Origin of the sequence: Ahniella affigens, from assembly GCF_003015185.1 — a bacterium.
Lineage (GTDB): Bacteria > Pseudomonadota > Gammaproteobacteria > Xanthomonadales > Ahniellaceae > Ahniella > Ahniella affigens.
Genome location: NZ_CP027860.1, coordinates 802162 through 824123, shown reverse-complemented (window position 1 = coordinate 824123; position 21962 = coordinate 802162). Strand labels below are relative to the sequence as shown.

20 protein-coding genes are annotated in these 21962 nt (G+C 59.8%); 12 read left to right on the top strand and 8 right to left on the bottom strand.

The window, feature by feature from the left end; translation table 11 throughout:
- Positions 1-25: 25 nt before the first annotated feature.
- The 4 genes from C7S18_RS03030 to C7S18_RS03015 form a co-directional block, all read right to left on the bottom strand.
- Positions 26-3112: an efflux RND transporter permease subunit gene (locus C7S18_RS03030; protein WP_106890157.1), complete on the bottom strand. Its 3087-nt coding sequence runs from the start codon at positions 3110-3112 to the stop codon at positions 26-28.
- Between the two features lie 13 nt (positions 3113-3125).
- Positions 3126-4190 (bottom strand): efflux RND transporter periplasmic adaptor subunit, encoded by a 1065-nt coding sequence (locus tag C7S18_RS03025; RefSeq protein WP_106890156.1) that lies wholly within the window; start codon positions 4188-4190, stop codon positions 3126-3128.
- A gap of 153 nt (positions 4191-4343) precedes the next feature.
- Entirely contained in the window at positions 4344-6113 is a 1770-nt protein-coding gene (locus tag C7S18_RS03020) for an ankyrin repeat domain-containing protein (protein WP_106890155.1), read from the bottom strand.
- A gap of 104 nt (positions 6114-6217) precedes the next feature.
- Entirely contained in the window at positions 6218-7537 is a 1320-nt protein-coding gene (locus C7S18_RS03015) for an amidohydrolase family protein (protein ID WP_106890154.1), read from the bottom strand.
- A 297-nt stretch (positions 7538-7834) separates the two neighbouring features.
- Between C7S18_RS03015 and C7S18_RS03010 the strand changes: the two genes are divergently transcribed.
- The 3 genes from C7S18_RS03010 (at position 7835) to C7S18_RS02995 (ending at position 11329) form a co-directional block, all read left to right on the top strand.
- Positions 7835-9697: a DEAD/DEAH box helicase gene (locus C7S18_RS03010; RefSeq protein ID WP_106890153.1), complete on the top strand. Its 1863-nt coding sequence runs from the start codon at positions 7835-7837 to the stop codon at positions 9695-9697.
- A 707-nt stretch (positions 9698-10404) separates the two neighbouring features.
- On the top strand, positions 10405-10797 hold the full coding sequence (locus C7S18_RS03000) for a hypothetical protein (protein WP_106890151.1): 393 nt from the start codon (positions 10405-10407) through the stop codon (positions 10795-10797).
- A 7-nt stretch (positions 10798-10804) separates the two neighbouring features.
- On the top strand, positions 10805-11329 hold the full coding sequence (locus C7S18_RS02995; protein ID WP_206207965.1) for a hypothetical protein: 525 nt from the start codon (positions 10805-10807) through the stop codon (positions 11327-11329).
- Here the strand turns inward: C7S18_RS02995 and C7S18_RS02990 are convergent.
- The 4 genes from C7S18_RS02990 to C7S18_RS02975 form a co-directional block, all read right to left on the bottom strand.
- Positions 11326-12204: an IS1 family transposase gene (locus C7S18_RS02990; protein WP_106890149.1), complete on the bottom strand. Its 879-nt coding sequence runs from the start codon at positions 12202-12204 to the stop codon at positions 11326-11328. The genes C7S18_RS02995 and C7S18_RS02990 overlap by 4 nt on opposite strands.
- A gap of 45 nt (positions 12205-12249) precedes the next feature.
- Entirely contained in the window at positions 12250-13362 is a 1113-nt protein-coding gene (locus C7S18_RS02985; RefSeq protein ID WP_170113071.1) for an ImmA/IrrE family metallo-endopeptidase, read from the bottom strand.
- A gap of 8 nt (positions 13363-13370) precedes the next feature.
- Positions 13371-13928 (bottom strand): hypothetical protein, encoded by a 558-nt coding sequence (locus C7S18_RS02980; protein ID WP_106890147.1) that lies wholly within the window; start codon positions 13926-13928, stop codon positions 13371-13373.
- Positions 13929-14003: 75 nt separating this feature from the next.
- Positions 14004-14234, bottom strand: a complete 231-nt coding sequence (locus C7S18_RS02975) for a histone H1 (protein ID WP_106890146.1) — start codon at positions 14232-14234, stop codon at positions 14004-14006.
- Between the two features lie 137 nt (positions 14235-14371).
- Here C7S18_RS02975 and C7S18_RS02970 point away from each other — a divergent pair, with 137 nt between their 5' ends.
- The 9 genes from C7S18_RS02970 to C7S18_RS02930 all read left to right on the top strand — a co-directional run bounded on the left by C7S18_RS02970 (position 14372) and on the right by C7S18_RS02930 (position 21955).
- Complete coding sequence (locus C7S18_RS02970) at positions 14372-14968, top strand: hypothetical protein (RefSeq protein ID WP_106890145.1); 597 nt, start codon at positions 14372-14374, stop codon at positions 14966-14968.
- A 220-nt stretch (positions 14969-15188) separates the two neighbouring features.
- On the top strand, positions 15189-15554 hold the full coding sequence (locus C7S18_RS02965; protein WP_106890144.1) for a PadR family transcriptional regulator: 366 nt from the start codon (positions 15189-15191) through the stop codon (positions 15552-15554).
- A complete protein-coding gene (locus C7S18_RS02960; RefSeq protein WP_106890143.1) occupies positions 15551-16513 on the top strand; it encodes a sensor domain-containing protein in 963 nt (320 codons plus the stop codon). The genes C7S18_RS02965 and C7S18_RS02960 overlap by 4 nt, the downstream gene beginning before the upstream one ends.
- Positions 16514-16675: 162 nt before the next feature.
- The gene (locus C7S18_RS02955) at positions 16676-16885 is read left to right on the top strand and encodes a transposase (protein WP_106890142.1); all 210 of its coding nucleotides are present in this window, start codon (positions 16676-16678) and stop codon (positions 16883-16885) included.
- A gap of 102 nt (positions 16886-16987) precedes the next feature.
- Complete coding sequence (locus tag C7S18_RS02950) at positions 16988-17785, top strand: enoyl-CoA hydratase-related protein (protein WP_106890141.1); 798 nt, start codon at positions 16988-16990, stop codon at positions 17783-17785.
- Between the two features lie 12 nt (positions 17786-17797).
- The gene (locus tag C7S18_RS02945) at positions 17798-18310 is read left to right on the top strand and encodes a cupin domain-containing protein (RefSeq protein WP_106890140.1); all 513 of its coding nucleotides are present in this window, start codon (positions 17798-17800) and stop codon (positions 18308-18310) included.
- A gap of 107 nt (positions 18311-18417) precedes the next feature.
- Positions 18418-20412, top strand: coding sequence for an acetyl/propionyl/methylcrotonyl-CoA carboxylase subunit alpha (locus C7S18_RS02940; protein WP_106890139.1), 1995 nt, complete (start codon positions 18418-18420; stop codon positions 20410-20412).
- A 3-nt stretch (positions 20413-20415) separates the two neighbouring features.
- On the top strand, positions 20416-21072 hold the full coding sequence (locus C7S18_RS02935) for a hypothetical protein (RefSeq protein WP_106890138.1): 657 nt from the start codon (positions 20416-20418) through the stop codon (positions 21070-21072).
- Complete coding sequence (locus C7S18_RS02930; RefSeq protein ID WP_106890137.1) at positions 21065-21955, top strand: hydroxymethylglutaryl-CoA lyase; 891 nt, start codon at positions 21065-21067, stop codon at positions 21953-21955. Before C7S18_RS02935 ends, C7S18_RS02930 begins: the two co-directional genes overlap by 8 nt.
- The last annotated feature ends 7 nt before the right edge of the window (positions 21956-21962 follow it).

Here is a 21962-nt window from a genome sequence, read left to right as displayed (position 1 = left end):
ACCTGGATTCGAACCGGCGCCCTACTCAGTGCGCCGGTTGTTCGCTATGAGCCCGCGCGCCCACGCTGGCACGCTGGCGCCAGCGACCCAACAGCACATAAAACGACGGCACGACAAACAACGTGAACAACGTCCCGATGCTAAGGCCACCGACGATGACCCAACCGATATCCTGACGCGCTTCCGCGCCGGCGCCCGCGGCCAGCGCCAGGGGCAAGGCACCCAGTGCCATGGCAGCCGTCGTCATCAAAATCGGACGCAACCGGAGACTGGATGCTTCGATCGTCGCATCGAGCAAGGACAACCCACGGTCGCGCAATTGGTGCGAAAATTCCACGATCAGGATGCCGTGTTTCGCGATCAAGCCGACCAGCGTGATCAAGCCGATCTGCGAGTACACGTTGATCGAACCGCCCGTCAGTTTCAACGTCAGCAGCGCGCCAGCAATCGCGAGTGGCACGGACAGCAGGATCACCATTGGGTCGAGAAAGCTCTCAAACTGCGCGGCCAGCACGAGATAAATAAAAGCGAGCGCCAGCCCAAACAGCATCAGACTACTACTTTGCACCTTGCGAAATTCGCGCGACTGTCCGGACAAATCATAGGTCGCTTCACCACGGGCGACCTTGCGCAGCGCCGCGTCGGCTGCGGTGATGGCTTCGCCGAGTGCGAACCCCGGCGCAAGGCTCGCACTGATCGACGCTGAACGCAGTTTGTTGAAATGCGCCAGTTCACGCGGCGCAACGGTCTCGCTGACGTCGAGCAGATTGGAGAGTTGCACCATGTCGCCCGTGCGGCTGCGTACATAGACGGCAGTCAGTGCATCGGGCGTCTGCCGCTCGCCCTTGTCCAACTGCACGATCACGTTGTACTGCTCAGAGCCTCGCTTAAATCGCGTGACATTGCGCCCGCCCATCAGCGTCTCAAGCGTCCGACCCACCGTGGCAATATCGGCGCCCACCGACGCGGTCTTGTCGCGATTGAGGTTGACCCGGAGCTCGGGCTTGTTCATTTCCAGATCGGCACGCGGCTGGATAAAGCGCGGGTCATTGCCCAATTCGGCCTTCATGGCCGCCATGATCTCGCCGAGGCGCTCGTAGCTCTCGGTCGTTTGCACGACCATTTCGAAGTCGCGACTATTGAATCCGCCGCCGAGCGCCGCCGGGACTTGCGGAAACGCCATGATGCCGGGAATCTGCGTAAACCGGCCGAACAGCTCACCTGCCACCTCTTCGGCACTGCGGTCGCGCTCGCTCCAGTCTTTGAGGCGCGGGAACGACATCGTATTGTTCACGCTCGGCCAACCCACGAACACGAAGTAGCGCTCGATCTCCGGCACTTCCGCATAGGCCGCCTCAATCATGCGCGCGTAGCGATCCATGTACTGCACGGTCGCACCTTCTGGCCCCATCCCAAACGTGAACACAAAGCCCGGATCTTCCTTGGGAGCCAGTTCAGACGGGAGACGCGACATCGGCACGACCAGGAACAATGCAATGGCACCCAGTCCCAGCACCGTCGCCACCGAGACGACCAGACCCGGGGTCCGCAGCGCCATTGCGAGCCAGCGTTTGTAGATATCGGTCAAGGCATTCAACCAGCGCTCGCCGAGTTCGTAAAACCAGCCCTGTGTTTGGTGCGAGTCCGCCAGGAGCTTTGAGCACATCATCGGTGACAAGGTCAGCGCGACGAACCCCGACACGATGACCGCGCCGGCAAGCGTCAGAGCGAACTCCACAAACAAGCGCCCCGTCGCGCCGGCCGAGAAGGCGACCGGCAGGTAGACCGCGGCGAGCGTCAAGGTCATCGCAATGATCGCGAACGAGATTTCCTTCGCGCCTTCGATCGCCGCCGCAAAACGTGACTTGCCGAGCTCAATGTGGCGATGAACGTTCTCAAGCATCACGATCGCGTCGTCGACAACCAGGCCGATGGCCAGCACCAACGCCAACAGCGTTAAGGTGTTGATCGAGAACCCGAACGCATACATCAACACGCACGCGCCGATCAGCGACACAGGAATCGTCACGAGCGGAATGATCGTCGCCCGGGCGCTTCGAAGAAACAGGAAGATCACCAGCACGACCAGGGCAACCGCTTCGATCACGGCTTCATAGACGGCGTCCAACGAGGCCTGGATGAAGATCGTGGAGTCGTAGCCGATTTCGACACTCATGCCTTCCGGCAATTGCTGTTGTATTTCCGGCAAAGCCGCCTTGACGCCTTTCGAGATGTCCAGCGGGTTCGCGACGGATTGCCGGACTAGGCCCAACGGCACGGCCGGCTTGCCATTGAAGCGACCAAACCAGCGATCGTTGTCCGGCCCGAGTTCAATGCGCGCAACGTCGCCGAGTCGTACCAGATAGCCAGGATCATCGCGTAGCACGACGCTCATGAACTGCTCAGGCGTGCCGAGGTCAGTCTCGGCAAGCACGGTGAATTCGCGCTCGGTGCTTTCAATCCGTCCGGCCGGAATTTCCACATTCTGATTGCGCAACGCGCGCTCGACATCATCTGGGGTCAAGCCCTGGGCGGCGAGCCGATCCGCATCAAGCCAAATGCGCATGGAATACTGCGCCGCAAACAGGCGGGCTTCGGCGACGCCCGGAATCGCTTGCAGGCGATCCTTGACCAGACGGCGCGCGTAGTCCGCGACTTCCAATTGGCTGTGCCGATCGCTGTTGAAGCTCAGCCAGATGATCGGTTGCGAATCCGCCTCCTGCTTTTGTACGACGGGCTCGCGTGCGTCCAGCGGCAGAAATTCGCGGGCCTGGTTGACGCGGTCGCGAACGTCGGACGCCGCACCGTCAGGGCTCCGGTCCAGATTGAACACCACCGTTACATTGCTCTGTTCGGCGCGCGAGTTCGACTGAATGAAGTCCACACCCTCGATTCCGGCAAGCGCGTCCTCGATCGGCTTGGTGATCTGCGATTCAATGACCGCTGCGTTCGCACCGGGATAGAACGTGTTGACATTGACGACTGGCGTATCGATCTTCGGCGTTTGCCGAACTGGCAGGCGCGTGTAGCACACCACGCCGATCAGGATGATCAGCAGATTGATGACGGTCGCGAAAACTGGCCGGCGGATGCACAGCTCGGAGATATTCATGCCCGGTCTCCAATCAAGGCTTGGCCACTCGGAGGTTCAGCGGTACGACGGGCGATCCCGGCCCAATTTTGAGCTGGCCCGCAATGATCACGTCGGCATCGGCCGATAGGCCGGACAGCACTTCCACACGGCCAGCACTGCGCTTGCCGATGCGCACTTCCTGCAGCGCCGCCTTGCCGGCTTCGATCACATAGACGTACTGCTTGCCACCCTGCGGCCAGAGCGCCTGCTCAGGAATCGTCAGCGAATCGGCGCGGCGGGCCAGCTCCACGCGCACGTTCGCAAACTGACCGGGCCGCAGCCGGCCCTCGCGATTTGCCAGCGTCGCCCGCAGCATCACACTCCGCGTCTGGACATCCACTTGCGGGTCCACGGCATAGACCTTGCCGGTAAACACTTCGCCCGGATACGCATCGAGCCCGACTTCCACTTCCAGCCCCGCGGCAACACGCGCTGCCAACGATTCGGGCACGCGAAAGTCGACCTTCAGCGGATCGACTTGCACGAGCGACACAAGCTCGTCGGCGCTTTGGATGTATTCACCTACGCTGACCTGCCGCAGCCCAACCATGCCGGAGAACGGTGCCCGAATCTGTGACTTCGCCAGACGCGTGCGCGCCGAGCCAAGGCGTGCCTGATCGATCGCCAACAGCGAGCGCTTGGCATCCAGATCATTCTGCGCCGCGAGTTTCTTGGCAACCAAGTCGTTGGCCCGGTCCATTTCACGCTGACTCTGCGCAACGGTTGCTTCCCACTCGGCGACTTCGGCCTTGGTCAGACTGGCATCCAGCGTGAACAGGAGGTCCCCCTTATTGACGCGCGAGCCTTCTTCGAAATGGATCGACTCGATCCGGCCGGGCAGCTCGGCGCGCAGCACAACGGCCTCATTGGCGCGAAGGGAACCAACGGCGCTGGCAGCTTCCACCACTGCTTCGCGAGTCGGTTTGGCGACCTCAACGGGCGTCGGCGGCATGCCGCCAGGCGGGCCGCCTTGCGCCCAGACAGTGCCTGCAGTGCCGAGGGCAATCTGACTGATCAGCAATACGTGCAAAAGCCTGACGTGGTTTGGCCGCGACATGAGAGTCCTGATACATCGTCGAATGGTGAGCGGAAGGTAACACCCTCAACCAACCGGACGACATGCCATTAGACACAGGGGCATCGCTGTTCAGCAAGAAGTTTGAAATGATTCGCAAAGCCTTTGCTCAGGACCCTGCAGCAAGCGCGCTGTCTAGGACGCTGGCGCACCCGCCAAGATCCGCATAATCGATTCCGGACACGCGTATTTGGCCATGTCCAACGCCGACATGCCGTCGGCATTCGGAACATCGGGGTTCGCACCGATCGATATCAGGTATTCGACGATCAAAGGCAACGCCTGTGCGCTCTGCGGTACCCCGCAGAAATTGAGTGCCGCCTGAATCGGCAGCGGCGCATTCGGGATTTGGCCGAACTGGACGGGCACCGCCACGTTGTCGGCCCGCACCAATTTCTTGACCGCCGCGAGGTTGTTCGTCCGGATCGCATCGTAAAGCGCCGCGCCGTCTGCGGGTTTGCCGGACCGACCGCTGCCCGTGGCTGGACGTTCGACATCATGATTCGGCGTGGCAACTGGTGCCGGCGCCGATGCCCGTGCACGGCGTTCGCGCCACGCCGGTTCAATGCGATTGAGTGCCGCCTCGGCCGCCGCGACCACGCGTGGGTCGGCATGTTGGCGTGCCGCATGCACCGCTGGCAGTGCCGGTGCCGCGCGGGACCACATCCCCTCCAGTTGCCCCAGGAACAGCAATTTTGTCTCGACATTCGAATTGTGCGTCAACCAATCCGCCCATTGCCGAGCGCGCTTCGCATCATCAGCAATCAGCCAACTACTGTCACCATGGCAGGCTTTGAATTCGTCGTCATCGGGCGACTGTTGATTGATGATCGAATCGCACAACCGATACCAGATCGGGTAAGCCGTTGCCTTGACGGCGGCGACGCCATCGTGCTGACTGGTGTCCGCGGCGTCAGACAGAATCTCGATCGCCTGCAACCGATGCTCGCGTTTCGCGCCCGCATCTCCAGCCAATGCTGCCAGCGCGTCCAAGCCGAGATCACTCTTGCCAGCAGCATCATCCAATGCGTCCAAACCGATCTCGCGGAGGCGGGCATCTTCGAGCAGCGGCACGGCCTTGGGCAGCCAGCGGCTCAGCGCCGCCGGTTCGGTTTCGTTGCCAAGCAACTCGAACGCGGTCGCGCGCGTGTCGCGGTAGCCCTGATCGGTGTATTCGAGCAGTAGCCCGACCCAGTCTGCGGGCTTCGGATCGAACCGGGCTAGTTGCTCCAACAGGAAACCGGTGGCCGCTGGCGTCGCGGAAAGCGCCTCTTCCAGCACCGGGATGGTATCGAGCTCGTTCCGCACCACGACCTGTTCGATCGCGTTGGTCGCCAATTCAACCGCATCGTCGGAACCACCGAGTTTGGCGTCCTCCACGGCATCGAAGTAGTACGCCAGCAAATACGGCAGAACGTCTGCGGACGGATCGATGCCAATCAATCCGCGTGCAGCGAGGAACTGGACGTCGTGCGACTGCGGCGGTCCCGACAAGACCCGTCGCCGCGCGCCAGCCAACTCCGTTTCGGGAATCCCGGCGCTGGCCAGCGCACCAGCCGCCTGCATCGCGACGGCCGAATCGGAATCGAGGAGCATTGCCTTCAGTGCCGGAATCGCGGCGCTGATATCGCCATCCTTGCCGGCCAGCGTCCACAGCGCGTCGGCGGCACCAAACCGAATATCGCGGTCCTTGTGCGCCAACAATGGCGCCAGCGCGACAGCAGCCTTGGGCGCATTCTCGGCTTCCATCGTGCTGGCGGCATCAATCTTTTGATTCGGATTACCACGCTCCAGTTTCTTGAGCGCTTCGGCTTCCATTTTCGCAAAAAACTTGTCGGCGCTGTCGTCTGCATACGATTGGGCAATCGGCGTCGACAGCAACATTGCGAAGATCAGCGTTCTCATGACCCGTCTCCTTTTCAGTCATGCATCGAAACGCCAAGAACGACGTGATCGCACGTTGCCTTATCGACGCATTCCAACTGATTCCGCAATAGAACAGGCCACGCTCAAGGCCGATTCGACAACAGCTCACCACGCACGATCACCCGGCGAATCGCCTGGGTGTTCTGAATATCGTCCAAAGGATTCGCGTCGAGCACGAGCGCATCGAGTTGCTTGCCAACTTCAAGCGTGCCAAGGATGTCTGCCTTGCCGATCGCACGGGCGCCATTGCGCGTGCCAGCGACAATCGCCGCCATCGGCGTGAAGCCCGCATGCTCGACCAGCAACTGTAGTTCCTGATGGGTATTCGGCATCGCATCCTCGCTCAGGCCTTCGAACCAATCGGTCCCCGTACTGATCGGCACGCCCGCCTGATGCGCGAGCCGCGTCGCTTCGGCGCCCCAGATGAACGCGTGCTTGGCCCACTCGGCACTCGGTGCGCCGGGGTAGTTCTGCATGTTGCGATAGACGAACAGGGTCGCATCGAGATTCACCTGTCGCGCCGCCATTTGTCGATACAAGGCCAGCAACTTGGGATGATCTGCTGGAATCTCGGTCCAACGCCCACGGATGCGGGCACTGTAGTCGTCCGGCACAATGTCCTCGGCTTCCCAAATCAAGTAAGGCACGTGCGCCAGCGAGTCGACGCCGGCGGCGACCAGTTCGCTCGGCTTGGTCGGAAACACCGTGCCATGGGCGGTCACGAGCATGCCCGCCGCATGGCCCTCGCGAGTCAGCGCATTGACTTGCTCCGGCAGCAGGTCCCCATAGATCTTGATATTGCGGGCCCCGGTGCCACGCGCCTCCAGCAACACCGCCCGAAAATCGGTGTCGGCGTCGATCTGCCGTGCCCACGCTGCGGTTCCTGGCGTCATGCCGGGCGCCATCTGAGCGGTTGGCCCGCCTTTGAACACGTCAGGGCCCCCAAACAGTGCGCTGTAGACAATCGTCGGACCGAGCCACTCGCCCGTGTCCACCTCGCGCGCCAGATCTGACAACGCACGCGCATCGCCCACCAGATCACGCACCGCCGTCACGCCGCCGCGGATGCCGGCCATCAAGATGCGTTTGGCCCGCGCGCGGGTTTCCGGGAATCGCGCCACATGCACATGCGTGTCAATCAGTCCCGGCATGACCACGGCGCCACCGAGATCGATCCGGGTCCAAGGTTGATGCGGCATTTGCTCGGGGACCGCACCCGCGTCATCGATCGCGACGATCCGGCCATCGACGGCAACAAGCCTTTGCACAGGTCGAAGTGGCGCGCCAGTCCCATCGATCAGCTGGAATTGCTGCAACTCCAATACGGCCGCCGTGGCCGGCGGCAGGGGTAGCAGCACCAGGCCCGCCAGCAGCGACGCAATACAAACGAGACGGTGGGTCATGGTGCCACCATCCTCGGCCAATGCGATCGAATCTGCTTCATCGCCGATCCCAGCACCAGGCGATCAGCCGCCCCGCCGTGCCAGGACCTCGGTCGCCGGACGACACACCCCATCAATCGCTCCATTGCAGCCTCCCGGGCAAGATCGTGTCCCGGCGATCCGCCGGTCGCCTTCAAGTGTAACCCGCCCTAGCAACCCGGCGTTTGCAGTTCGCGGCGGGTTGATCAGGGTCTGAACCCACAAGAACGCAGGCATTTGCTGCTAAGTTTCGACTGTTACGGCTCAACGAGAACCTGCATGGCCCGGATGTTTCCAGACCGAGTCGAGTTTCTGGCTCGCAAGACACCAGGCGAACGGCGTTTTGCGCTGCGCCTTGAGGAGAAACTCGACGATGAGTATCTGGTTTGGCTGAACGTCCCCATTGGGCCCGCGCAGATCGAGCCAGATTGTCTGGTGCTGAGCCCGTATCGCGGCATCGTCGTACTGGAAGTCAAAGACTGGAAAATCGACAGCATTGAGAGCTTCGACAAGCACAGCGTGAGCCTGAAGACCGAACGCGGTTTGACGCGGGCTGCGAATCCCCTCGCCCAGGCCCGCCAGTATGCCGAACGTATCGCTCGCATTTTGGAGTCGGATCCTGAATTGCGTTTTCCCGCAACCCACCAGCATGGCAATCGGCTGCTGATTCCGTGGGCATACGGCGTGGTGTTTCCAAATATCCGGCGCGAGCAATTGGCGCAACACGATCTCGATGCCATCCTGCCGGCGCATTTGCTGATCTGTCAGGACGAGATGCTCGAAAGCACCGATCCGCAGCGATTTCAGGAGCGGCTCTGGGCCATGTTTGCACAAACGTTTCCGTGCCACCTGACCTTGCCGCAAATCAGTCGGGTTCGGTGGCATGTGTTTCCCGAAGTGCGCGTTGGCGGCGAACAGTTTGGCCTGTTTGAGACAGCGAACGTCGAGCACGCGGCGCACGCGATGGCGATTCCCGATCTCGTGCGCGTGATGGACTTGCAGCAGGAAGCACTCGCGCGCTCTCTCGGATCTGGCCACCGGGTGATTCATGGTGTGGCGGGTTCCGGCAAGACGATGATTCTGGGCTTTCGCGCGCAGCAGCTCGCCGCGACGCCCGGCAAGCCGATTCTGGTGCTGTGCTACAACAAGACCTTGGCGTCGCGTCTGCAGCAACTACTGGCCGAGCGCGGTATCGACGAGCGCGTCCAGGTGCTGAATTTTCATGCCTGGTGCCTCAGCATGTTGAACGCCTATGGGCTCGCGAAACCAAGCAGCCAGGGCGAAGCGTTTTTCAAGGATCTCGTCGAGGCGGTGATCAAAGCCGTTGACCAGCGCGCAATTCCGCGCAGCCAATATCGTGCAGTGCTCATCGACGAGGGACATGACTTTGCGCCGGACTGGCTCCGGCTCGTGGTGCAAATGCTTGATCCGAGCACGAATGATTTGCTGATGCTCTACGACGACGCGCAATCGATCTATCAGCAGAAGCGCCAGTTCACGTTGGCTAGCGTCGGCATTCAGGCCCAGGGTCGTACCACCATTCTGCGGTTGAACTACCGAAACACGATCGAAGTGCTCGCGATGGCCAAATCGTTTGCCGAGCAAGTGTTCGAAGGCGCCGAAGACCCGACCCGCGACACGCCGCTGCTCGCGCCGGAGAGCGCTGGGCGGCGCGGACCGTTCCCGTCACTATCGCGCTACGACAATACCGGCGACGAAATCGCTGGCATGCTCGTGGCGATTCGCGAGGCGCAAGCTTCCGGCCTCGCGGCCGATCAGATCGCCGTGCTGTATCGGTATGCGTACCAGTCAAGCCGGATTGCCGAAGCGCTCGAACGCGCAGGGATCGACCACGTTCAGGCCCAAGGCGCCGATCGCCAGCGTCTCTATGAACGCGGCGGCACGGTCAAGCTGATCAGTATGCATTCAAGCAAGGGCTTGGAGTTTCCCTTGGTGCTGATTCCGGGGTTGTGCCAGATGCCGAATGCCGATCAGGATGAACAGGAGGAAGCGCGGCTACTGTACGTGGCGATGACACGCGCGACCGAGCGGTTGATGATGAGTTGTGTCCATGAGTCAGCGTTCACGCAGCGGGTGCGCAATGCCATTCGCGATGTGGAACGAAACCTAGCGAACCTCTGAAACGTTCAGAGGCGATGCGGGCCATGGCTGGCCCACCCAAAAACAAGCCCGCAATTGCTGGATTCGCGGGCAATGAGTCCGGACGCGTGCCGGACTCATTGCGGGTCTGCACGTCCAGGATGGACTTGCTCAGACCCGCCCGAGCACAGGCACCCCACGAGCAGCGCGCTTGAGCCAACGTTGTAGGCAGCTGGTCATCTGTCTGCCGCGTCGATGTCTGGCGGCAGAACGCTGCCGCGAACGGGCTTAGCGCTGGCTTGCCGGTCGCTTCGCGCGTGCTGGCCTTTGCGTGGCGGACGCGCTGCAGACAGGAGTCGTCGCCGACGGCGCTACGCGCGCGATGGGACTTGGGCGTTTTGTTGCCGGATTTGCAGCGAATGGCTTCGCGGGGTTGTCCAGATCAACCATCATCAGCAAGTAGTGGACCGCATTCATGGCAACTCCGGTTGCTTGAGTATGGCGCGCAAGGTTGCTGTCTGCGGCATCACCGTGACGTGAATTTCGGATCGGCGCCAAGTTCACGGGCACTTGCCCGACGCGGCCCAGATGCCTTCCGAGCCAGAACACCAGTCTCGGCCAAGATTGATCAGGCCGTATACCAGCGATACGTCCAGGTAGTGTCTCAGTTTGAATTTTCTAGCTAAATCTGGTATTTACCAACGAACTTAACGCTTGTTAAGGCTCGTTGAAACAAATTTGGCTAGCTGGTGGTCTATTTGGTTGACTTCGCCGGTTTGCTTGTTCTTGGTGCCGGAGGGGCCATGGGTGGTGGCGAGAGTCAAGTTCCGGAATCGGCCGCTGGCGGGTTCGTTTTTGCAGTTGTTCAGGCTTGCGTGGCAAATCCTTTGGTCACTTTGTCACTACTGCTGGCCGCCCTCTTGATTTGGAGGGGAATAGACAAATATTCAGAGGTCAAGAAATATCGCTTGCGCGCAATGAAAGACCCCGTTTTTGCGAACACTCTTAGGCTCATGGAACAAGACAAAATGCTCTTCAAGCTGCACGAGCCTAACAAGCCGCGGGTGGCCGTGAAGCCAATCACTTCTCCAAAGCCATTGGCTTCTCCGAAGTCAGCCGCAAAGAACAGGAAGGGTAAGTGAGGAACATATGTCAACCGCAATGGAATTAATTGTCGCATTTGTGATCCTGGCTCCTGCGGTCATTTTCTATATTCGATACGCGTTTCGGTTGCGCGTGCTTCGCCAGACTGCGGATTTGCGAAAGGCGATCGTATTCATTTGCGAGGGCGTAATTGAAGACCGATCTGAGCGGGACGAAGTCAGGCGTGCCTGTGGCACGCTCGTGCGGCTTTCGCTGAATGATGAGCTTTTTGGGGAAATGCTTGCTCAAAGTCACCGCAACTCCTATTCGAAACAGGAGCTTCCAAGTGCCAATAAGAAAGAGAACTCCGAAGGGATTCGTATGGCGGTTCAGCTCTTGGCGCTAATGATGATATCTCACGATTTCTTTCGTGGGCGCTGGGCCAGGAATGTGATCTCTTCGATGACTATCACATTTAGCGAAAAGCGACCTGTTCGTGATGAGGCGATTTGCTCCCCGTCTGCAAGAGAGAAATCTGCCGATACCAAAGAAGTTCAAGCTTTGATTGTGAACGAACTGCTGGCGGCCTAGCCGCCGTCAGCAATCTGTAGTTTCTTCTTGTAGGGGCCGCGCGGCTTGGATTCGGGAGCCGGAACCAGCGCCGCAATTTCTTCGAGCGACCAAACGTGATTCGAGACACCGGCTTCCATGGCTGGCGTAACGCGCAGGCTTTTGTGAATTCGACCGAAGTTGTAGTGCATGAAGTGCAGGGCCACCGCGTGCGCGTGGTTCTCAACCTTTTTGCTGAAGGCATTCGTCAGGCGGGTGAAGCGTCGGCACGACATGCGCATCGTCAGGTTCTGGCGTTCAACGTAGCTCGTTGAGACCTTGTCCATATCCGGATTGCCAGTCACGGTCTGTTTCGTCGCGCAAACGAACTCCGAAGGGCTGTAGCGGCGCTGATCGGACTTCGGGCCTTCTCCATACACTTTGACCAGCATCGCATAGTCCACGGCGGCACCGAAGGCCGATTCCACGGCTTCGACGTAGACCTTATGCCCGTCCGTGGTCAGCTGCACGCGGTTCCGCAGACGTGGAGCCAGATCACCGATGAAAGTTTGCGCTGCATCGCCGTCACGGCTGCCGACCATCCAGGACGCAACCAGCTTCGTATCCGCACAGATGGCCGTCCAGGTCCAAACATCGCCATAGCCAGCGGCGCCTTTGGCGACGTTCTTCTGCTTCGCACCAACGAATGACCAGATTTCATCGCACTGAATACGCTTGCTTGGCAGGTTGCGCAGGGCTTGGTCCTGGAAGTCGGCGCAGGCGGTGCCAACGTCCACGAGCAGCTTCGTTACCGTGTTGATCGAGCAATCAGCCAAGCGGGAGGCGGCCCGCAGACTCATGCCTTCAACGAGGAAGCCGAGGATTTGGGCGCGCTTTGCAATAGGCATCTGGTTCATGCGACGCATGATAATGAACTTTATGCTTAGCGTCAAGCATAAAGTTCACTTCACAAGTTGGAGTCGTGGACCTTGTTTTTGCGAACCAACTACGGCATCGCCATACATCAAAACGTAGTCTTTCTTGTTCAAATTCAGCAATTTGCACATGTCGTCTGTCGAGTACCCGAGTTTATCTGTGTGGTACTTGACCATGCGCCGCAGCAGAGAGCCGTGCTCGGGAGATGGCTCGTGTGGCTCGCGCATTCGGTAACCGAGCTTCCCCATCTCCATCCAAAACGTTTTGCTCTGATAGGGGGTTATCAGATTCAACCTACTAGCTCGCACAGCCATGGATGCCATGGAGACTTTCCAAAATTGCTTCATGTTTGCGAGCTGGCGCAAATCAAATCTTCGCAGCTGTGCTTTAAATTCCTCTCTCGGCAAAAGCAAAGCCCCTGCAAATGCATCCGCTTCATCCTCCATAACGTCGTCGTCGTGAAGCGTCGTTGTATGCAAAACCATATGTCCAAGTTCATGCGCAAGGGTATGTCGAACTCGATCAGCAGGTGCGTTAGTGTTGACGAAAAACAGAATTGGCATTCCATCAATGCGCTGACTCATCGCGTCGATGAGATCGCTGCCAAAATCACAATGAATAACGATGCCGCCGCTACTTTCCAGTAGGTCAACCATGTTTGGTATCGGCCCACGCGGAAGCATCCACAGCTCTCGCAGGTTGCGGGCAATATCTTCAACTGATGGCGGGCCTTTCACTCCGCGAACATACTCATGCGGGTCAATCTCTGGAATGCGCCCGGACGCAACGCTGCGAATATCAAATGAAACGCACATTTTTTGAATGTGCATTCGACGGATGTTCATCTGCGCGACAATTCGCCCCAAAACCTTCATCGACAACTTTTTGCGTCGCCGATAGTGGAATGGGGGGAATCCATAGGGCCTCCCTGGCTCATAGAAAAAGCCTGTTGGGTAGTCCAACACCTTCGCAATTTCTTCTACAAAGCCTTCTGGCGGATCAGCAGCCCCGGTTTCGTACTTCGATACAGTGCCCTGAGCAATTGAAGAAAGTGTAGACAGGTCCGCCTGTGTGTACCCGCGCGATTCACGCGCAATAACCAAAAGATGGTGATTAAATTTTTGCCCAGGCGCCAGCATAGTCCACCTCATCCAAATCCAGCAATCCGGCCTTGCATGGTGACATCAGTCCAAATCTTCTGACCTTCGACGCGCTGATCCTCTGGGAGGATGGCCGCACACCAATCAATCCGCGTGCCGCGCTGGTAGGCAACCTGTACACGTTCGATGGAACTGGAGAAGGCGTCGGCGAAGTAGCCCACAGTCAACCGGATGGCCTCAGGTGGGAACTCGGCAAAGGAAGTGCCGCGATCGTATTCCTTGGTCTGCTTCGTGCGGTAATTACACTTGAGGCCGGAAGCATCCATCTTTTTGAGCCTGACCAAAGTGTGGTCTTCCACTGCCCACACCTTCAGCCCGCGCATGGTAATAGGCCGAATGTCGGCACGGCCATCGAATCGGCGTTCGGATTCAGTCATCATGAAGTCGTAGATGCACGCAGCCTGCGCCCTCGGGCTCAGATCAATCCTCAGCTCAGCAGGGATTTGTTGATATCGCTCGAACCCAAACCTGGTGATCTGCTCAAACTGGATTAGCAGGTCATCGCTGATGCGATCCATAACTTGGTTGATCGTTTCCGAGGACATTTCGCGCGCCTATGCAGATAGGAGGCTGAAAAATAGCCCTGGACACGACAGAAGTCAAGAAAAATATTCCCAAATTTATTCTTTCTTTGTTTTCCAACGACTTGCGGCAGCTTTCTTGGCGATTTCAGCGCGCCTGGCGGGCGTAAGCTGTGCTGATCGCGCGTTGCCCCCGAGCTTTCCAAGCGCCGCCGCCGCCGGGTCTTTCCCTTCGTTCGGGTCAACGTCTTGCACCTCACCCGTTGCAATACCGGTGATGAGTTTGGCAAGCTGGTTAGGGTCTCTTGGGCGCTTCGGTTTGGTAGCCATGCCCTGATTGTAGCGCCCCAACGTTCAGGCCGGGAATCCGGGAAATTCAAACTGAGACACTACCTACGTCCAGCGAACGGCGACAGTTCCTTGGGGAAGTGCTATGGTTGCAGGCTGGATATGGGCTTGGAGTTACCATGATGTTTCGTCAATTGATTGCTGTGTTGCTGGTTGTTGTTGCCCCGAATGTTTTGGCTGCCGTGACTTACTCGTACAGCGGGCCGACCTTTTACAATGCCAATGCGCCCTATACGAATGCGCAGAACATCACGGGCTCGTTTACAGTTGCGAATCCACTGGCGCCCAATCTGAGCAACGCCGACATTGGCGCCAGCTTGGTTGCGCTGAGTTTCAGTGATGGTCAGGCGACGCGGACCCTGGCAGATTCGGTGCTATGCGGATTCGAGGTCAGTACGGACGCGAGCGGCAACATCTCGGGCCATTCCATTTGGCTGCGGCAGTCCAATACGACGGCCATGCAGAATCAGCACAACATCGAGATTTATGATCCAAGCAAGGGTTTGACCGACCAGGCCGGGTTTGGTGCGCTTGGCGGCACAACGTGCGCCCCTGTCGCGCTGGATCCGTTTGCCAATTCGTCCGACGGCACGGGCGTTTGGGCGGCTATTGGCGGCACGCAGCGCTCGGTTCCGCTGAATGCTTCCTGGGCTTTGGCCCTGATGTTCGGCTTGCTCGGTTTCACTGCGTATCGCCGCATGCAAGCGCAAGGTTAAACCAATGCGGTGAGCACTCCGGATTCGGCGCGTGTATCGCGTGCCGCGGGTGCCATGATTTTCGCCTCAAACCCGGCCATCGGCCGGGTTTGTTGTTTTGGGCTCCTGACAAAACAACGCCTGCCGCGAACAGATACCCGTGACCTTCGGCCGCCATGACTAGTGGCAGAGGAATAGTATTGCTTAGTTCGTAATACTGTGGACATCGAGGTATGACGATATGAGTGATACGGACATCCATGTGAAGAAGTTCCAGAAGGAGCTCAGCGCCGGGACCGTCGCGCTGGTGCTGCTCGCAGTGCTCGCCAAGTCTGATATGCCGCTTTACGGCTATCAGATCGCCAAGCGCCTGGAGCAGGCGGATCAGAGCATTCTGGGGGGCAAACAAAGTGCGCTCTACCCGGTGCTCAGGAACCTGCATGAAGCTGGCCTGCTCGACAGCCATGTCGAGCCGTCAATTTCGGGTCCACCCCGGCGCTACTACCAAATCACGGACCTTGGTCGCGTGGTGTTTGGCGACTGGAAGCTCACTTGGCACGGCACGCAGCAATTCGTGCAATCGATTTTGGAGGCAGAGCAATCATGACTCAGGAACCGCAAGAACAGGATGTCCAGAAGACCGAACAAAGCGCGTCGAAGCCGCCCATTCCGACTTCGATCGACGCTTACTTGGAAGCCGTCAAACAAGCGCTGGGCAAGGCTGACAAAGCCCTGGTCCAGGACGCGCTTTACGACGCCGAAGATCATTTGCGGAGCGAACTGGCCGAAAACCCGGGTCTCAGCGAAGCCGAATTGATCGCCAAGATCTGGAACAGCTATGGCGCGCCTGAAGAAGTTGCGGCGATCTATCGCGACACCGAGATCCGGGTGGCCCGCGCGCTGAAGCCACCGACCGCGCCCAAACAGGAATCGCTGCTCGGCAAATTCTTCGGCATTGTCTTTGACTGGCGCGCCTACACGTCGCTGTTTTACATGCTGCTGAGTGTGGCGTCGGGCATCTTTTACTTCACCTGGGTCGTTTCCGGCCTGTCGTTGTCGGTTGGCCTGTTGATCTTGATCATCGGCATTCCGTTCCTGATTCTGTTCCTCGGCAGCGTGCGTATTTTGTCGCTCGTCGAAGGCCGAATCATTGAAGCCATGCTCGGAGTGCGCATGCCGCGCCGTCCGATCTACGCTGATCGCAGCCTGCCCTGGACGACGCGAATCAAGGAGATGTTCATCGATCCCCGCACGTGGGCGACGATGCTTTATATGCTCGCGATGATGCCGCTTGGCGTGCTGTACTTCGCCATTGCCAGCGCGCTGCTGTCGATCACCCTCGGGCTGCTGTCGGTGCCATTCGCCGCGATCATGGTGCCTGACGCAACGGTCCATTTCGAATTCGGCCCATTCGGACATTGGTACAGCGCACCGTTCTTTGGAACGGCACTGTGCTTCCTGACGGGTGTGGTGCTGCTGTTCGCCACCTTGCACATTGCGAAAGGCATAGGCTATGTCCATGGCCAGATCGCCAAGCATCTGCTGGTCAAGGAAGCGCAGGATTGATCGCGCGAACCGGGGCAGACACAAGGGTCTGCCCTTGCGGATTTCATAAATGCAGGGCAGACACAGGGGTCTGCCCCTACGGATCTCGCGGGGCCTGGGCAGGCACTGCGGCCTGCCCCGATAGGGTTGTCACTATTCGCGGTCGTGCAGCGTTTCAAGACCATGACCACAATGCGCTACATCGACGGCGTCAGGCGCCTTTATTGGCGGCGGTTCAATGACCGATTGTGGCAGCCGAACTATTACGAACGCGTCGTTCGCGACGACACCGAATTGAGAGATATTCGCGAATACGTTGCCAACAATCCGCTGCAGTGGTCGCTCGATCGTGATCATCCCGCGATCGCGGGGCTGACCGGACTTGAACACTAGCGCCATTCATGGCTCGGTTCCCATTGAACTCGATCCGAGGCGCCCGGGACAGTTTTCTGAGACGAATCCAGCGATAATGGCGGCACCTATCGGACCAACCGCATGAACGCCCAACTCCTGACTGTCGAGCGACGCGCGGCAATTGCCGTCGTCACGTTGAACCGCCCCGATCTGCACAACGCGTTTGACGAGCATCTGATTGCGGCACTGACTGATGCCATCGCCAATTTGGGCCAAGACTCGGACGTGCGCGCTCTGGTGCTTACCGGCGCTGGCCCTTCATTTTCGGCCGGTGCCGACATGAATTGGATGCGGCGCATGGCGGCCGCCTCGGAGGCGGCCAATCGCGACGACGCCGAGGGCCTCGCGGCATTGATGCGCACCCTCGCCTTTTGCCCGAAGCCGACCATTGCGCGGGTCAACGGCTCGGCGTTTGGCGGCGGCGTCGGCTTGATCAGCTGCTGCGACGTGGCAATCAGTGTTGATGCTGCCAAATTCGCACTCACTGAAACCAAGCTGGGTCTGGTACCCGCTGTGATCTCGCCCTACGTGATTGACGCGATTGGCTTCCGGCAGTGCCGGCGGTATTTCCAGACCGCAGAGATTTTCGACGCTGAACGCGCCCGTCAGATCGGTCTGGTCCACGACGTGGTCGCTGCGGAGGCCCTGGATGCGGCAGTCGATCGAGTCATCTCGGCGTTGCTCAAAGCTGGCCCGATCGCGGTCGGCGAGGCCAAGGCCCTCGCGTTTCGCGTGGCTGGCCGTGACTTGGCACAGCAACAACAGATCGATCAAGACAACGCCCGCCTGATTGCCCGCCTGCGTGTGTCCGCCGAAGGCCAGGAGGGCCTCAGCGCGTTTCTCGACAAACGCAGCCCGGCTTTTGCGACCAAAGTCTGAAGGAGACGAACAATGAGCAAACCCGTGATCAACTTGGACGCGCTGAAGCTGTCGCCGATCGCCGTACCCGGCGCCGCGCCAGAGCGATACGTTGGGTCGAGCATAGCGCCCATTTCGTTTCATCTTGGCGCGCAAAAGCTTGGCTACAATCTGACCGAAGTGCCGCCGGGCAAAGCCGCATTTCCGATGCACAATCACTTTGCCAACGAAGAAATGTTCTTCATTCTGAGCGGGCAAGGCGAATTGCGCGTCGGCCCGGATCGATTCCCGTTGCGGGCCCACGATGTCATTGCGTGCCCGCCGGGCGGCACCGAGACCGCGCACCAGATTGTCAACACGTCAGAAACCGAGCCCCTGCGCTACCTCGCCGTCAGCACGGCAATCACCCCGGAATTGGTGCAATACCCGGAGTCCGGCAAGACTGGTGCCAGCTTCTTTACCGGACGGGACGAGAATGGTCGTCCCAAGGGCATTCGCATGATCAATCGCGAAGGCAACAATCTGGACTACTGGGAAGGCGAGTAGGCTCACCCCGGCCCTGACCGAATAAAATCCGCGACCGGGCGTGTCACGTGCCACCACGCCCGCACCCGGCCATTCGCTTCCGCGACCGAGCCCGGTAGAATCGCCGCATGAAACGCATCCAGACGCTGCTGATCGCCAACCGCGGTGAAATTGCTTGCCGCATCATTCGAACCTGTCGGCGCCTCGGTATCCGAACAGTCGCGGTCTATTCCGATGCGGATGCCCGCGCCCAACATGTGCGGCAGGCCGATCAGGCCGTGCATATTGGCGGCTCGAGTCCGGCCGAGAGCTATCTCTGCATCGACAAGATCATTGCCGCAGCGACACGCACGGGGGCCGATGCCGTGCATCCGGGTTACGGCTTTTTGTCCGAGAACGCCGACTTTGCCGAAGCCTGCGAACAGGCCAGCCTGGTGTTCGTCGGCCCGAGCGCAGCGTCGATGCGCAAGATGGGGTCCAAGGCTGGCGCCAAGCTGCTGATGCAGGCTCACGGCGTGCCGGTTGTGCCGGGCTATACGGGCGAGAATCAAGACCCGGGCTTGCTGCAAACCGAGGCCGATCGCATCGGTTACCCGCTGATGATCAAGGCGGCGCATGGCGGTGGCGGCAAGGGCATGCGCGTGGTCCGCGCCAGCACCGAATTTGGCGCGGCACTGGAAAGCTGCCAGCGCGAGGCCCGCAATGCATTTGGTCGCGACCGGGTGCTCTTGGAGCGCTATGTTGGCAAACCCCGACATATCGAGTTCCAGGTGTTTGCAGACCGCCATGGCCAGACCATGCACCTGAACGAGCGCGAATGCTCCGCGCAGCGGCGCTACCAGAAAGTGCTCGAGGAATCGCCGTCGGCGTTCTTGACGCCAGACCTGCGCGCCCGCATGGGCGCAGCCGCAGTGCAGGCCGCACAGGCGATCGACTATTGCAATGCCGGCACGGTCGAGTTCATTGTCGGCGAGCACGGTGATTTCTATTTCATGGAAATCAACACCCGCCTGCAGGTCGAGCATCCGGTGACCGAAATGGTTTTGGGGCTCGATCTGGTCGCGTGGCAGATCCGCATCGCTGAAGGTCAGCCGTTGCCACTGCAACAGCAAGACCTGACTCCTCATGGCCACGCGATCGAACTGAGACTTTATGCCGAAGACCCCGAACAGGGTTTTCTGCCAGGTTCGGGCAAGATCGAACGGCTCCGACTGCCGGCCCCCACCGATTCGGTGCGCATCGATGGCGGCGTGATCGAAGGCGACACGGTCAGTATTTTCTACGACCCCATGATTACGAAGCTGATCGTGCATGGTGCCGATCGCAGTGACGCCTTGCGCCGCATGCGGCTCGCACTGGCCGACTGCGATGTGGTCGGGCCAAAGAGCAACATCGAGTTTCTGGAACGCCTCGTGCGCCACCCGGCGGTGATCAACGCCGACATCGACACGGGCTATCTTGATCGCCATCTCGATGAGTTCCTGCCCAAGCCGGATGCCGATCTGCCTGATCTCGCCCGCTGGGCGGTCGCCAGTGCCCAACTGCTCGAACAGGAGCAGGTGCAGCGAAACAGCAGCGCGGATCCGCATTCGCCCTGGGGCGAAAGCGATGCCTGGCGGCTCGGTCACCATGGCAAACGCGTGCTGGCTTTTGAATGGCGCGGCCAACGTTTCGAGCTTGCGGCCCATGGGCATGCCGGCCACTATCGTCTGGACTTCGGCACCCAACACGCGGACGTCCGCCATGCCCGCCTCGGCGACACGGTGCTGACACTCGAGATCGACGGTCAGGCTCATCGCCTGCAATGTCACCGGTCCGGTGCGGACTGGCTGGTGTTCGTCGACGAACGCCGCTATCGCATTCATGATGTGCCCGCCTATGCCTTTACCGGCGTCGACAAAGGCGGCAGCGATAAGCTGCTGGCCCCGATGCCGGGCCGGATCATCGCGGTTCGCGCAAAGCGTGGCGATACCGTCAGTGAAGGGCAGGAACTGATCGTGATGGAAGCGATGAAAATGGAAATCACCCTGCGCGCCGCGCGCGCCGGCACTCTGGCCGAGTTGCGTGCCAGTGTCGGCGAGTTCGTCGAGGCAGATGCCTTGCTGGTCAAGATCGAGGACTGAGTCATGAACCTGTATCGTCTGCTCGTGCTGATCCCGTTGTTTCTGCTGGCCGCCTGCTCGTCCACCGAATTCGTCAATCTGCCCGATGGCGAGCAGAGCAAATGCGATACCCGCCTGATCGGATCCTGGGAAGTGGTGACAGTCAGCGATTCGAAAGACGAGGACGAACCGGACTACCTCACGATCGAAGCCGACTGCAAGCGCTTTGTCGGCAGCAGCATGGAAGACGGCAATCCGGAGGCGGAAGACCTTCAGGAAGACACCGATATTCAGTTCGTTCGCGATGGCAAGACTCAGTACGTCGCGGTGCGTGAGATTAAATCCGGCGCCGAGAGCAACAGCGACGGCGGCGACAACATGAACTACACGCTGTATCGCTATGAGTTCAAAAAGAACCGGGTTGAGCTCCGCGGCGTGGACCACGAGCGCATTGGCGCGCTGATCCAGAGCGGCAAACTGCATGGCCGCTCGGTTTTGAATGCCCCGAGTTCGGGACAACGCACGATCCAGAATCAGGTCGATAGCAACAGTGCCGAACTGAGCCGCGGGCTTCGGGATCGCAAGGCGTTCGAAAAGCGCCCCACCATGATTCTGAAGCGCATCAGTGACGACGCGATGCGAGAGGCGTTTACTCGCGCCAAAGGCAAGACCGGTGACTGAGACTATTCGCATCGTCGAGGTTGGGCCACGCGATGGCCTGCAGAATGAGGCGACCCAGGTCGCGACGGCTACCAAGATCGCGTTGATCGAGCAGTTGATCGAAGCTGGTCACAGCACGATCGAACTGACGAGCTTTGTCAGCCCGAAGTGGGTACCGCAAATGGCGGACGCTGCCGATGTGGCCACGCGGTTTCGCGAGCGCACCGATTTGCGGCTGCCGGTGCTGGTACCCAATCTGCAAGGTCTTGAGCGCGCGCTCGAAAGCGGCGTCCGCGAGATTGCCGTGTTCACGGCAGCCTCGGATGCATTCAATCGCCGCAATACCAATGCCACGATCGATGAATCGCTGAATCGCTTTGTGCCAGTGTTGGAGCGCGCCAAGTCCGACGGCCTCCGCGTGCGTGGATACGTGTCGACGGTGCTGGGCTGTCCGTACCAGGGCGAGGTGCCGTTGGCCGAAGTCGTACGCGTCAGCAAGGCCTTGCACCGTATGGGGTGCTACGAAATTTCGCTGGGCGACACGATTGGCATCGGCACGCCACGCAAAGCGCGCGGCATGCTGCGCGCTGTGGCTGACGAAGTGCCATTGAGCGCGCTTGCGGTCCATTTTCATGACACCCGCGGCCAAGCGTTGGCCAACGTGTTTGCGTGTGTCGAGGCCGGCGTGCGTGTGGTCGATGCGTCGGTCGCGGGCTTGGGCGGCTGCCCTTACGCACAGGGCGCGAGCGGCAATGTCGCGACCGAGGATGTGGTCTACGCGTTGCACGGCATGGGCTTCAATACTGGCATCGATCTGAGCCGCTTGGTGGCGGCGGGCCGCTTCATCTGCCATGCGATCGAGCGCCGCAACGGCTCCAAGGTCGCGCTGGCCTGGCCAAGCTGAATCGGCC

Bases quoted from the DNA above. Each gene is read 5' to 3' on its own strand.
- C7S18_RS03030 (WP_106890157.1), bottom strand. From the start codon at position 3,112: ATGAATATCTCCGAGCTGTGCATCCGCCGGCCAGTTTTCGCGACCGTC.
- C7S18_RS03025 (WP_106890156.1), bottom strand. From the start codon at position 4,190: ATGTCGCGGCCAAACCACGTCAGGCTTTTGCACGTATTGCTGATCAGT.
- C7S18_RS03020 (WP_106890155.1), bottom strand. From the start codon at position 6,113: ATGAGAACGCTGATCTTCGCAATGTTGCTGTCGACGCCGATTGCCCAA.
- C7S18_RS03015 (WP_106890154.1), bottom strand. From the start codon at position 7,537: ATGACCCACCGTCTCGTTTGTATTGCGTCGCTGCTGGCGGGCCTGGTG.
- C7S18_RS03010 (WP_106890153.1), top strand. From the start codon at position 7,835: ATGGCCCGGATGTTTCCAGACCGAGTCGAGTTTCTGGCTCGCAAGACA.
- C7S18_RS02995 (WP_206207965.1), top strand. From the start codon at position 10,805: ATGTCAACCGCAATGGAATTAATTGTCGCATTTGTGATCCTGGCTCCT.
- C7S18_RS02990 (WP_106890149.1), bottom strand. From the start codon at position 12,204: ATGAACCAGATGCCTATTGCAAAGCGCGCCCAAATCCTCGGCTTCCTC.
- C7S18_RS02985 (WP_170113071.1), bottom strand. From the start codon at position 13,362: ATGCTGGCGCCTGGGCAAAAATTTAATCACCATCTTTTGGTTATTGCG.
- C7S18_RS02980 (WP_106890147.1), bottom strand. From the start codon at position 13,928: ATGTCCTCGGAAACGATCAACCAAGTTATGGATCGCATCAGCGATGAC.
- C7S18_RS02975 (WP_106890146.1), bottom strand. From the start codon at position 14,234: ATGGCTACCAAACCGAAGCGCCCAAGAGACCCTAACCAGCTTGCCAAA.
- C7S18_RS02970 (WP_106890145.1), top strand. From the start codon at position 14,372: ATGATGTTTCGTCAATTGATTGCTGTGTTGCTGGTTGTTGTTGCCCCG.
- C7S18_RS02965 (WP_106890144.1), top strand. From the start codon at position 15,189: ATGAGTGATACGGACATCCATGTGAAGAAGTTCCAGAAGGAGCTCAGC.
- C7S18_RS02960 (WP_106890143.1), top strand. From the start codon at position 15,551: ATGACTCAGGAACCGCAAGAACAGGATGTCCAGAAGACCGAACAAAGC.
- C7S18_RS02955 (WP_106890142.1), top strand. From the start codon at position 16,676: ATGACCACAATGCGCTACATCGACGGCGTCAGGCGCCTTTATTGGCGG.
- C7S18_RS02950 (WP_106890141.1), top strand. From the start codon at position 16,988: ATGAACGCCCAACTCCTGACTGTCGAGCGACGCGCGGCAATTGCCGTC.
- C7S18_RS02945 (WP_106890140.1), top strand. From the start codon at position 17,798: ATGAGCAAACCCGTGATCAACTTGGACGCGCTGAAGCTGTCGCCGATC.
- C7S18_RS02940 (WP_106890139.1), top strand. From the start codon at position 18,418: ATGAAACGCATCCAGACGCTGCTGATCGCCAACCGCGGTGAAATTGCT.
- C7S18_RS02935 (WP_106890138.1), top strand. From the start codon at position 20,416: ATGAACCTGTATCGTCTGCTCGTGCTGATCCCGTTGTTTCTGCTGGCC.